The 11,959-nt window shown below is 64.7% G+C and carries 11 protein-coding genes and 2 pseudogenes; 6 read left to right on the top strand and 7 right to left on the bottom strand.

Annotated elements, in window-relative coordinates:
• Positions 1-77 precede the first annotated feature (77 nt).
• The gene (locus FMEAI12_RS26885) at positions 78-338 is read left to right on the top strand and encodes a C40 family peptidase (protein ID WP_235014571.1); all 261 of its coding nucleotides are present in this window, start codon (positions 78-80) and stop codon (positions 336-338) included.
• Between the two features lie 197 nt (positions 339-535).
• On the opposite strand, the pseudogene FMEAI12_RS40235 reads toward FMEAI12_RS26885, so the two are convergent.
• Positions 536-889 (bottom strand): annotated as a pseudogene (locus FMEAI12_RS40235) (hypothetical protein); the annotation flags it as partial.
• A gap of 367 nt (positions 890-1,256) precedes the next feature.
• On the opposite strand from FMEAI12_RS40235, the gene FMEAI12_RS26895 reads away from it, so the two are divergent.
• The gene (locus tag FMEAI12_RS26895) at positions 1,257-2,561 is read left to right on the top strand and encodes an amidohydrolase family protein (protein WP_160144333.1); all 1,305 of its coding nucleotides are present in this window, start codon (positions 1,257-1,259) and stop codon (positions 2,559-2,561) included.
• Between the two features lie 65 nt (positions 2,562-2,626).
• Complete coding sequence (locus FMEAI12_RS26900) at positions 2,627-3,856, top strand: CaiB/BaiF CoA-transferase family protein (protein ID WP_235014573.1); 1,230 nt, start codon at positions 2,627-2,629, stop codon at positions 3,854-3,856.
• 9 nt (positions 3,857-3,865) lie between these two features.
• On the opposite strand, the gene FMEAI12_RS26905 is transcribed toward FMEAI12_RS26900, so the two are convergent.
• Positions 3,866-4,273 carry a hypothetical protein gene (locus tag FMEAI12_RS26905; RefSeq protein WP_160144334.1) on the bottom strand — a complete coding sequence of 136 codons (408 nt, stop codon included), beginning with the start codon at positions 4,271-4,273 and terminating at the stop codon, positions 3,866-3,868.
• A gap of 38 nt (positions 4,274-4,311) precedes the next feature.
• Here FMEAI12_RS26905 and FMEAI12_RS26910 point away from each other — a divergent pair, with 38 nt between their 5' ends.
• The 3 genes from FMEAI12_RS26910 (at position 4,312) to FMEAI12_RS38690 (ending at position 6,180) form a co-directional block, all read left to right on the top strand.
• Positions 4,312-4,719: a hypothetical protein gene (locus FMEAI12_RS26910; RefSeq protein WP_131626757.1), complete on the top strand. Its 408-nt coding sequence runs from the start codon at positions 4,312-4,314 to the stop codon at positions 4,717-4,719.
• 312 nt (positions 4,720-5,031) lie between these two features.
• A complete protein-coding gene (locus tag FMEAI12_RS26915; RefSeq protein ID WP_112108284.1) occupies positions 5,032-5,814 on the top strand; it encodes a GntR family transcriptional regulator in 783 nt (260 codons plus the stop codon).
• Positions 5,815-5,955: 141 nt separating this feature from the next.
• Positions 5,956-6,180: a hypothetical protein gene (locus tag FMEAI12_RS38690; protein ID WP_235014574.1), complete on the top strand. Its 225-nt coding sequence runs from the start codon at positions 5,956-5,958 to the stop codon at positions 6,178-6,180.
• A 561-nt stretch (positions 6,181-6,741) separates the two neighbouring features.
• Here the strand turns inward: FMEAI12_RS38690 and FMEAI12_RS26925 are convergent.
• From FMEAI12_RS26925 to FMEAI12_RS39340, 5 genes and pseudogenes are all read right to left on the bottom strand, one after another.
• Entirely contained in the window at positions 6,742-7,581 is an 840-nt protein-coding gene (locus FMEAI12_RS26925) for an IS5 family transposase (protein WP_112108285.1), read from the bottom strand.
• Positions 7,582-7,849: 268 nt separating this feature from the next.
• Positions 7,850-8,689 (bottom strand): annotated as a pseudogene (locus FMEAI12_RS26930) (IS5 family transposase).
• Positions 8,690-9,084: 395 nt separating this feature from the next.
• The gene (locus tag FMEAI12_RS26935; RefSeq protein WP_112108286.1) at positions 9,085-10,647 is read right to left on the bottom strand and encodes an ABC transporter substrate-binding protein; all 1,563 of its coding nucleotides are present in this window, start codon (positions 10,645-10,647) and stop codon (positions 9,085-9,087) included.
• 778 nt (positions 10,648-11,425) lie between these two features.
• Positions 11,426-11,785, bottom strand: a complete 360-nt coding sequence (locus FMEAI12_RS26940) for a hypothetical protein (RefSeq protein WP_112108287.1) — start codon at positions 11,783-11,785, stop codon at positions 11,426-11,428.
• Between the two features lie 10 nt (positions 11,786-11,795).
• Positions 11,796-11,927, bottom strand: a complete 132-nt coding sequence (locus FMEAI12_RS39340) for a hypothetical protein (RefSeq protein ID WP_255565743.1) — start codon at positions 11,925-11,927, stop codon at positions 11,796-11,798.
• Between the last annotated feature and the right edge of the window lie 32 nt (positions 11,928-11,959).

Below are 11,959 nucleotides of genomic sequence, written 5' to 3' on the forward strand. Positions count from 1 at the left end.
GGCCGCTCTGCGGCGGGCAGGCCGGCGCTCGGGCTGGACCCGGCGTTGACGGAGGACCCGCCGGCTACGCCGCTGTCGTGTACATCCAAGGGCAGATTGGTATCCCGTATTTATGGGGCGGAGACGGACCGGCCGAGGGTGGCTTCGACTGCTCCGGCCTCACCCGCGCCGCCTACCTGGCCGCAGGCATCGACCTACCCCGCACGACCCAAACCCAGTACGAGGCAGGACCCGTTGTCCCACCCGGAGAACCGCTGGCGATTGGCGACCTCGTCCTACTGCGGGACCCGCGACAACATCCACCACGTCGCGATCTACATCGGGAAACAGGCAGATGATCACTGCTGCGACGTACGCCCAGTCGAGCTCGCTGGCCCGACGGCTCGTCGAGGCCCGCCAGGTGGCCGAGGGAGAAGGAACGGTACTCGTTCGGGTAGCCGGGCTCGTCCATCAACGCAGCGCCGGATGCCCCCGGCAGGACCGAGGAGAGGCCGACGACCGCCAGGTGGCGCGCCCCTGCCTTCGCCAGACCGGTGGCCAGCGCGCGAGACGACGCGGTGAAGAAGTCGTGTGCTGGCACGGACAGGTCCGCCGCAGCGCTGACGGCCGCGTCCTGTCCGGCCGCCGCACGCTCGGCGCTCACCGCATCCGTGACGTCACCGGCCACCACCCGGATGTCGAACGGCAGGTCGCGGTGGCGTGCGGGGTCGCGCACCACGGCCCCTCGGGGTGGGAATTTCATGATCGTCCACACTTCGCGAAGGGCTTGGCTGCCGATCTGGCGACGGCTGCTGAATCGTCGTTGAGCACTGGCCGGGCAACGTCGGCCGACCGACCGAGCCACCGCCCCTGGTGCCACGCGGACCGACGACCTCTCGATCTGGTTCATACGAGGGCATTGTGCTTGGCATCACACCTCGCTAAAATGCCAGACAACCGGTCATATGGATAACCATACGAGTGGGGGTGCTGCCACGCGGTCGTGGGCCACATGAGGTGGTCGGATCGCTGGGATTCTGAGACCTTCCTGATGCTGGGACCGGCAACGTTTACCCTGCCCGCCGCGCCCCGGCGGCGCCTAGCGGCGTTGTGTCGACCGGGGACCGGCGCGGCGGGCACCAGGCGGCCGGCGCGAGCTGTGGGTCCGTCGCCAGGGGGCAGGTCGTCTCCACCCGTAGACCTTGACTGCCATGGTGCCCAAGCTAGGAACTTCGATAGTTCGATACCACCAATCAATCGGCAAAGTGAAGGCGAAGGTGACCGCGGTGAACATGAACGACCTGATTCTGGTGAGTACCGATGATCACATCATCGAGCCGCCCAACATGTTCGACGGTCGACTGCCAGCCAAGTACGCGGACCGCGCTCCTCGGGTGGTCGGCGACAGCAAGATTGGCTTCAACTGGGTCTTCGACGGCGCTAAAGCGAGCCAGCTGGCGCTGGCCGCCACCGCGGGCCGCGGCGTGGGCGGCAAGGCCCAGCAGTACCACGAGGAGCCTAAGTCGTTCGCTGAGATCCGCCCGGGGACGTACGACGTCCACGAGCGGGTCAAGGACATGGACGCCAACGGTGTCCTCGGATCGCTCAACTTCCCGTCGTTCCCCCGCTTCTCCGGCGCGCTGTTCGCCCAGGTCGGGCAGAAGGACAGCGATTTAGCCCTGGCCGTGGTGCGGGCATACAACGACTGGCACATCGACGAGTGGTGCGGCTCCTACCCCGAGCGCTTCATCCCCTGTGCCCTCGGCCCAATCTGGGACGTCCACCTCATGGCGGCCGAGATGCGCCGGGTGGCCGCCAAGGGCGTGCATGCCGTCGCGTTCTCCATGAACCCGTTCGGGCTCGGGTTCCCCTCGCTGCATGACTCGTACTGGGACCCATTCTGGGAGACCTGCGAAGAGAACCAGATCGTCGTCTGCATGCATATCGGATCCGGCGCCGCCATGATTCAGACCTCGCCGGACGCACCGATGCTGACCCGGGTGACGTGTTCGGGCATCAACATCTACCCGACGGCCGCCGACCTGATCTGGTCGCCGATGATGAACAAGTTCCCGAACCTGACCTTCGCTCTGTCCGAGGGCGGCATCGGGTGGGTCCCGTACTTCCTCGAGCGCGCCGACTTCACCTACAAGCACCACGTGGCCGACATCGAGGAGCACCCGTTCTATGGCGAGACCCCGAGCCAGCGGTTCAACCGCCGGATCGTGACATGCTTCATCGACGACGCTCACGGCGTGGAGAATCTCCACCTGATGAATGTCGAGAACGTCACGTGGGAGTGCGACTACCCGCACCCGGACAGCACCTGGCCGTACACGCCGGAAGAGGCGTGGCCGTACCTCCAGCGGGTCAACAACGACGAGATCGTCAACAAGATCACACACCTGAACGCCATGCGGATATTCAACTTCGACCCATTCAAGTACATCCCGAAGGAGCATGCGACTGTCGCAGCCCTTCGCGCCCGCAGCGCCGGTCACGACGTCTCCTACGTGCCCGGCAAACAATACGGGCTCGGCAAGATCACTCAGTCGATGATGGGTTCGATGCGGACGAGCTGATGGCTCGCTCACAATTGCTCCGATCGTACATGGTTACACCTATCGCCGCGAGAATGGGACGGGTTGTGGAACCTAACGAGACAGGATCGCTGCCGCTCAGTGGCGTGAAGGTACTTGAAGTCGCTTCCCATGTATTTGTCCCGGCGGCGGGCGCGGTGTTGTCGGAATGGGGGGCCGATGTCATCAAGATCGAGCATCCGAAGACTGGCGATCCCTACCGTGGTCTAGTGACAGCTGGTCTGCACAAGCTCCATGGGGGCATCGACCCTTACTTCCATTCCGCGAACCGCGGCAAACGCTCGGTTGCCCTGGACGTCAAACATCCGGAGGGTCGGGCACTGCTCTCGCGGCTCGTGGCGGCCTCCGATGTGTTCGTCACCAATCTGCGAGCGGGAGCCCTCACTCGCCTGAAGATTGAGGTCGAGGACATACGACGCGACAATCCTTCGATCATCTACGTCCGTGGCACGGCCTTCGGCGCCAAGGGGCCGGATGCCGGCCGGGGTGGGTACGACTCCGGCGCGTACTGGGCGCGCACCGGCATGCAGTACACCTTCACGCCGCCGGAGGCCGAATGGCCGACGATGGGCAAGCCGGCCTTCGGCGACGTGGTGGGTGGTCTCACCATCGCGGGGGCGATCAGCACGGCGCTGTACCGGCGGGCCACTTCGGGTCAGCCATCGGTCATCGACGTATCGTTGCTCGCGTCCGGGATGTGGCAGCTCCAGGTCAACGTGATGAACGCGCGCATCTCCGGCCTAGCCCATCACGGCGCGCCGGATCGGTACCAGTTCCCGAACCCGCTGATGCTCTCGTACCGGACCAAGGACAATCGATTCGTCGCGCTGCAGATGCTTTCGCCCGATCGCTACTGGCCTGACCTGTGTCGGGCGATCGGCCAGCCGGAGATAGCCGCGGATCCACGGTTCATCGACCTGGAGGCCCGTCGGGAGAACCGCCTCGAGTGCATCGAATGGCTCGACGGCGTCTTCGGCGATCGGAATTTCGACGAATGGTGCCAGATCCTCGCCGATTTCGACGGTGAGTGGGTGCCCGTGGTCAGCCCTCACGAAGCGGCCGATGACACGCAGGTGATCGCCAACGGCTATCTGCAGACGGTCGACTTCGACGGCGTCGAAATCCCCTTGGTCACCAGCCCGGTACAGTTCGACGGGCAGCCGGGAAAGCCGACTCGGGGCCCGGAACACGGCGAACACACCGAGTCCACCCTCCTCGAGTTGGGTCTGTCCTGGGAAGAGATCGGGCAGCTCAAGAGCAGCGGCGCCATTCTCTGAAGCAGACAGTCAGTGGTCGGGCGCATCCTGCCCGACGTCGAGGTCGCGATCTTCGACCCCCCGGGTAACCAGCTCCCGGCCGAGAGCCGCGCAATGGCACAGAACTCCTCGTGCGCGCCAGTCAGCACGCGGTCCGGCCGTCGTTGCGCCGTCATGACTGTCCAGCGCCCGGTACGCCTGGTCGTCGTCCATACCCGAAAGCCCGGGTATGACGACGTCCTCGCAGGCCCACTCGGCTGCGGACAGCTTCGACATCGGCTCGATCGCCCGGTTCGCCACGAGCGCGAACAGCACCCGTTCCACCGCCGCCGTGAACCCGCGGTCCGCCACCGCCTTCTCGATCGCGGCAGCGACCCCGAGCTCGCGCCACAGCGCGTCCAACAACCACGTCACGCCGACCGGGCGGGCGTCGACCACCTTCATCCTCCGCCCCGGGTTCCACAGTTCGTGGGCACATGGCGAAGATCGCTGAGATGAAACCGCAGGTCATGGGCCTGCCGATCTCGAATTTCAGTCGCGTGGAGCCGAAAGTGTGGTATCATCACTTGACTGATTTTGTTTGCTATGCCTGGTCTGATGTGTTCGGTGTGGGCATGTACTTGCGGTTCACGCAGCGGTGGAACGCCGACGGGGCGGTGGTGCGGTACGCGGCGTTGGCACAACAACCGGCAGGTGGATGCACGGTGAAGCCGCAGGTGCTGATGAACCTCGGTCGCACCGACCGGGTCGACGTCGACGGGCTGCTGCGGCTGGCCGCGTCGATCCGAGAACACTTCGGCGACGGCCGGGACGAGCCGGGCGGGCCTGGTCACGGGGAGGCGGGCCGCCCGCGCCGGGTGCCTGGCTGCCGACTCAGCGCATGAGCCGTTTGATCTGCTGGCGTGACCGCTTGCCCGTCGAAGCCGGCCTCGCGGACCAGAGCGGCGTCTGCGCACCTCGTACAGGCTGTGGCCGATCTGCTCCTCGCCGCGACGTTCAGCGAATGACCTGGATCCTGCTCAAGGGCTTGCTGCACCAGCCGCATCGCCCACTTACGCCGCTCCGTCGGCTACTTCCATCGGGGGCGTCGGTGTGGTCGGAAGGGAAGTGCGAGTTGACTAACAACTCGAGTGGACCGCATCACTGGGATCACGCGATGTCCAACACCGCACAGACCGCCGGGTGGGGTTGAGTACATGCCTCATAGTCCACTCTCAGCACCGCTGTATCAGCGGATATACGGGGTTCTCTACCGACGTATCCAGCGCGGTGTGTACGCGCCGGGAGCCGCTCTCGAGAGCGAAGACGAGCTCGTTGCTGAGTTCGCGGTGAGCAAAGCGACCATTCGGCAGGCCGTTGGGGTACTCGTCGAGCGAGGACTCGTGGAGCGACGTCAGGGGCGTGGCACATTCGTACGTGAAGACGCCGCGGTCCACAGGCCGCACGCCTTTGTCGGCTCGTTTACCGAGCTCATTATAGGCACGGACGACATGTCGTTTCGCGAATTCAGCGTTGAACACGATGTGCCGTTCCCTGTGAACGTTCGTGAGGCGCTCGGGATGCAATCATCTTCGGGTACGGCTCTGGTCTATCGTCGCGACTTGCGCGGGGAGCCGTTCGCCTACACGGTCGTCTACCTGTCTCCGGCAGTTGTCGAGCTCCTCGAGCCCGAAGAGATCGTTCCCTTTGAACGTGCCCATTTCGAGATGAAGCGCGGTATGCCGATCACGGGAGCAACGCAGTCGATGTCGGCTGAGATCGCCGACTCGCTGGTCGCGACCAACCTATCGATCGAAATCGGCCAGCCCGTTCTGTTCTCCGAGCGCGTCGTGCGGAGCGAGCTGAGGCCGGTGGAGTTCATTCATACGTGGTATCGGGGCGATATGTTCAAGTGGCAGGCGGATCTGAGCTTCGCCTGGAGCGGCACAAATCTGACTGTTACGGTATCCGTGGACGAGCCGTCCATTCCGGCGAAATGAAGCTGCCCCGAGACTTCGGTGAGCGGCGGTCGACGTCGTGGGGGGGGCGGGTCGACGGTCATTGATCGCAGGCCAGGGTAGAGCGGCTATCTTTTCGTTGAAAACGGCCTTCGAAGGCTGTTCAGAGAGTAGACAACGGGAGTGCCGAATCGAGTTCAGGTTGGTCAGCTCAAAGTCGCCAGGGTCTTGTGTGAGTTTGCCGTCGAGGAAGCAATACCTGGCTCTGGCGTCAATCCAGCAGCCTTCTGGTCGCGGGCCGAGGCACTGATCCACGATTTCGCACTGCGGCACCAAGAGCTGCTTGCCCGTCGGGTCGAGCTACAGACCGCAATCGATAAGTACCACCGTCGACTCCCTGGACCGTGAACCGACGCCGCATATCAAGAGTTTCCGACCGAGATCGGCTACCTCGCGCCCGAGCCCGGAGGTGTTCGAGGTTGGCACTGCTGATGTCGATTCGGAGTGTCGAGACAGACAGGAGCGCAGCTCGTCGTGCCGCTGCTGAACACACGGTTCGCTGTCTGCCCTGCGAACGCACGCTGGGGTTCTCTATACGACGCGCTAGTACGGTACGGATGTCATCGACGAGGCCGACGGTCGCGAGCGTGGCACCGGATACAACCCGAGGCGCGGGGCCGAGCTTGTTGCCCGCGGCCGGGCGTTCCTCGACAATCAGCTGCCCTTGGACGCCATCACGGCCTGCACGTCGAGATCCAGATCGACCGAGCCAGCCCAATCGGGTCCGCCGACCTGGCGGGGGTCAAGGATCTCGTGATCGAGACCGCGGTCAGCACCATCATGGATCTCGAGGACTCGGCCGCGGCCGTGGACGCGGCGGACAAGGTGCTCGGTTACCGCAACTGGCTGTTGCTGATGCAGGGCGGCGAATAAGAGGGCGTTTAATCTGCCCCGATTGCGGCTTATATTTTAGTAGGTGCCTCGCCAGGTTGGGGTGGTCTCGTCTGTTATGCGCCTGACGAGGTTGTCGATCGCGGCAACGTGGATCATCGCTTCGGAGCTGGTGGGGAGGTTCTCGTAGTCGCGGGCCAGGCGGCGGCGCAGCATGAGCCAGCCCAGGCTGCGTTCGACGACCCAGCGTCGTTTCACGACGTGGAAGCCGGGGGTCCCGGTTTTTCTGGGAACGACTTCGACGTCGATGCCGAGGGTGGCCCCGTGTTCGATGGCGGTGTTTTTGAAGCCGGTGTCGACCCAGGTCTTGGATATCGCCTGGGAGGTGTTCTCGGCCTGGTCGAGCAGGCGTATTCCGATGGTGTTGTCCGACAGATGCGCGGCGGTGACGGTCACGGCGAGGATCAGGCCGAGGGTGTCGGCGACGATGCCCCGCTTCCGGCCGACGATCTTCTTGCTGGCGTCCGTGCCCTGGCTGGTCAGGGGTACGTTGGTGGAGGTCTTGACGCTCTGGGTGTCGAGGATGCACGCGGTCGGTTCGGGGGTGCGGCCGGCCTTGGCTCGGGCCAGGCCGGTCAGGTCGTAGTTGAGCTGGGCGAAGATTCCCTCGTCCCGCCAGGCGGCGAAGTAGAAGTAGACGGTGCCGTGCGGCGGGAAGTCGTGGGGCAGATATTTCCAGGCGATCCCTGTCCGGTTGACATACAGGATCGCGTTGAAGATCTCACGCAGCTCGACCTGGGCTGGCTGGCCGGTGGGCCGGCGGTCGAGCCGGGCCTGGCGCCAGGTGTGCAGGATCGGGGCGATCAGCGCCCACCGGGCGTCCGACAGGTCGCCGGGGTACGGCTTGCGCTGGTTCACGACAGACGCTCATACCTCAAACCGTGTGACCGGACGTGTCCGTTCGACCAGTCGGGAGCTTCCATCTCATCGCCACACCAGACGGAATCTGAGGAGCATCTACCGGTTGAACGGACACCCCGATCATCGTCTCGGGGTACACGAACATGCTTCTACGACGCAGAACACATCAAAAAGCTCCGGACCCAAAAACGACTTATCCTCATCAGGGCTACCTGAACGCCCTCTGACAGGGTGTTTGATCCTGTGGGTTCTGTTTGGTTCGGGTTTAGGTTCCTCGCCAGGTTGGGGTTGATTCGCCGGTGGCGCGGCGGGCCGTGAGGTCGATCATCGCAAGGTGGATCATGGCTTCGGAGCGGGTGGGGTGGGTTTCGTGGTCACGGGCGAGACGTCGGTAGGACATGAGCCAGCCGAAGGTTCGTTCCACGATCCACCTGTGCGGAAGAGGAATGAACCCTTTGGCGGCGGGGTCACGGCGGACGGTTTCGACATCGATACCCAGCCCGGCGGCGTGTTCGATGACCGTGGTGCGGTAGGCGCTGTCGGCCCAGGCTTTACGGATTCCGGGATGGGTGGCGGCGAGAGTGGTCAGCAGGTGGAGGCCGGCACGGCTGTCGGAGGTGCCGGCGGTGGTGACCAGGACGGTGAGGAGCAGTCCGAGGGTGTCGACGATGATGGTCCGTTTTCGTCCGATGATCTTTTTGCCGGGGTCGATGCCCTGGGTGGTGGCGGGAACGGTGGGGGCGGTCTTGACGCTCTGGGAGTCGACCACGCAGGCGGTGGGTTCGGGGTTGTGGCCTGCGGCGGTGCGGACGTGGCGGCGGGTCAGGGTGACGAGCTGGTCGAGGATGCCATCGTTGTGCCAGTGGGCGAAGTAGCCGTAGACGGTTTCCCAGGGCGGCTAGTCGTGGGGCAGGTAGCGCCAGGGGATACCGGTGCGGTCGACGTACAGGGTGGCGTTCAGGATGCTGCGCAGATCGTGTGTCGGGGTGCGGCCGATGTTCAGGCCTTTCTGGTGGCGTTCGGCGCGCCAGGCGGTGAGCACGGGTTCAACCAGCCTCCACCGGGCGTCGGATAGGTCGCTGGGGTAGCGTCGCTGCTCGGTCATGGTGGTGGCTTTCCGCGGATCGGCCATGGCTACCCGGACTTCTCTGCGTCACCGGTAAAAGTGGTAGACCGTCCGATGGCGGGATGAGACAGGATCCTTCTGTGCGAACACCGCACCGCCATAAGCGTTTTACCGGTCAGATCGTCTAAAATTGCACATGGATCTCGGCGATTACGTGCTATGTGTGATCGTCGACGGAAAATGAACCGGCCGGTAGTCCCCGATGAGGGGTCAAACACCCTGTAAAAGGCCAGGTCAACGCCGGTGGCCGAGTTCTGGAACCCCACAGGAAGGTCCTGCTCCGCTGCCGACCACGAGGAAGTCTGTTGTGCAGTCCCAATTAGTCATTTGGATCGCGTCCTGCCTTGTGGGTGCGCTGCCGCACAGATTCTCGGTTACCGTCGGATCCACAGTTCTTCGGGCAACAACGAGCCGTTGCCGTACTGCACGAGACCACCGACGTTCTTCCCGGCCAAGGCGCTGGGCGCAGCCCGCACGAGAAAGATCACCGGAACCAGCTCGGCCAGCCGCTGCTGCACGGCGGCGTAGAGCGCCTTGCGTTCGGCCTCGCCGGTCGCCGTCCGGGCGGCCTGGAGGTCGGTGTTCAGGGCCTCGTCGTTGACGCCCGAGATGTTCGCGTCCGACTGCCCGTTGAAGGCATTCCACAGCCGTGGCTCGGGGTCGACGAAGAAGACCCCCGAGAAGATCGCGTCGAAGTCGTGGCTGGTGCGCAGGGCAGCCGACCGTGCGTGGTCGACGACGTCGATCTGGACAGACACGTTTCGGAACGCGCTGAGCTGCGCCTGGATGCCCTCCGCCAACGCCTTGCTGTCGGCCGTGGGGGAGACGGTTAGCGTGAACGACACCGGCTTGCCCGCGGCGGCCAGCTCGTCGAACAGCCGCTGCGCCGTGTCGCGGTTCGGCGTCGTCAGTGGGGTGTCCGTGTAGAACGTCGATTGCTTGCTGAACAACGTGTCCGCGACCTGTCCGGCGCCGTTGTAGGCCGCCAGGTTCAGTGCCTGCAGGTCGCTCGCGTACGCGAGCGCCTGACGAGCTCGGACGTCATTGAACGGTGCCCGGCGCTGGTTCAGCGCGACGTACACCCCTCCACTCAGCTGCATGACGTTGGTCCGCAGCCCCGCCTCTGCCGCGCGCGAGACGTTCCACCAGTGCGACTCGATAGCGACGTCGGCGCCACCGCTGACCACCGTGTTGAGCCGCTGGCCGCCGTCGAGTGCCACGCGCAGGGTCAGGCGGTCGAGATAGGGCTTGGGTGCGTCCCAGTACCGCGGATTCTTGACCAGCTCGATGGCGTCCTGCCTGGTCCAGCGCTCCAATGTGAACGGGCCCGCGCCGATCGGGTGCGCGTCGAACGCCTGCTGGCCCGCCGCCAGCGCAGCAGGCGACGCGATCCAGTTCATCGAGGAGATGACGACGATCTGGGCGAACTTCGGGATCGGCGTGGTCAGCGTGATCCGAAGCGTCCGCGGGTCGATCACCTCGGTCGATCCAACCAGCGACGCGTCCGCGGCGGACGCCCCGGGGACCGTCTTGAGCCGGTCCCAGTTGTACTTGACGGCTGCTGCGTCCAACGGGGTGCCGTCGGAGAACACCAGCCCCGGGCGCAGCTTCAACTCGAACGTCGTGCCGTTGTCCGAGGTCGTGAAGGACTCGGCCATCCGGTACCGGACTTCTCCGGACGCCGGATCGTCGGTCAGCAACGTCCCGTAGAGCGCATTGCCCAGCACTGCGGTACTCGCGTACGCGTTGAAGAGCATCGCGGGATCGAGACTGCGTGCGTCGCTTAATGTCAACACACGCGCAGTACCGCCCGGCACCGGCTCGCCGTCAGCGGCTGCCGAACTACCGGCGGGCGAAGCGCCACCGCCACAGGCCGCCAGGACAAGGAACAGACAGCAGGCCACGGCGGCCAGGGGGAAGCCCCTCTTGGTCGGCATGATGCACCTCTCAACTACGTTGGCGATGGAGGAGGGGTGGAGCAAACGACGAAGGCTGCGGTGCGTGGCGGATCCGCGCGTAGACCGGGCTGATCCCGGTGGTACGAGCCGGCCCTACGACGTCCTCGCACCGACGAGGTCCTCGCACGACGGCCCGGAGCGACCGATGGGATCGCGGAGGCGATGGCCGACGCCACCGAGATCACGACGGACAGCAGCAGGGCGAGTCTCGCGAGTTCTACCGGCGAGCCGGGGGCAGGCCCGCCTATACACGGACCGTGAATTGTGAATCTATACCGCGAATCGCCATTGTCGCAAGCGTGATCTGGTCTCGTCGTCGTCCTCGCCGAGCACGTTGCGGGCCATGGCCACGGAAAGCAAGAATTTGGCCGAAAAGGATGGAGACAGGGATGGCCCGATGCTGGAAAATTCCGACCGGCGCCACCGCTCGGGAGTCGGAGCGGGATGACCCCGTGTGCTGTCGCGGTGGCGGCGACCGCGACGGCAAATGGCGGGCCTGATCGGCGGACGGTGACGCCGTAGCATATTTCGGGCAGAGTGCCGCGAGTCCGTTCGGTGCTTTAAGTACGAAGGTACCCAGGGGCGCAAGCACATTCACGTGTACCCTGCACCCAGACCGGCGCTATCGGATGGTCGATGGGCGAACCGTGACGCTGCCTGGTAAAGCCCTCCTGACCGAGAGAAGGAGCTGGAAACTATCACCCTGGGTGACGGCGCCAGCTCCCTATCCTACCTCCACTATCAGCCCAGCTGGTAGTCAGCTAACCGGCGGCTCCGACTTCCGTGGCTCGCCGATCTCCTCGAAGACCCAGGGCGTTGCATTAGCGAGATCGAGGGCCTCGCTGATGGGCATGGCCGTAGTGCCGGCACGCTTCATCAAATCGCCAAGAACATCCTCGATATTATCGGTCTCGATCTCATACAGGGCAAGGTATCGTTGCGGGGCCACCTGGGCGGCTTCCGGCGGGAGTCCATCCACCCTGCGGAACCGCTGGGCCGACTCGATGCCGTCGATGGCCACAAGGTCACCCAAGTGCTGTTGGTCGTACCACTCGTTGTATTCATCCTCTTTCCCGGCCGTCGGCTCGCTGAGAACAACGAGTCTGTATCGGCTCACTTTCCACCTCCTATAGGACGCTGCTGCGGTGTCCCTTGGCGAAGTCGACGATCGGGATGTCGTGGTTGGCGGCGAACCGGCGGACCGCGGTCACGAAGCCCTCGATGACTGACGCCAGCGGGGCGGTGGAAGCAACCCGCATACCGGACCGCAGACACACGCTCGTCGGGCTGG

It is taken from the genome of Parafrankia sp. Ea1.12 (genome assembly GCF_900465275.1).
GTDB classification, from domain to species: Bacteria; Actinomycetota; Actinomycetes; order Frankiales; family Frankiaceae; genus Parafrankia; species Parafrankia soli.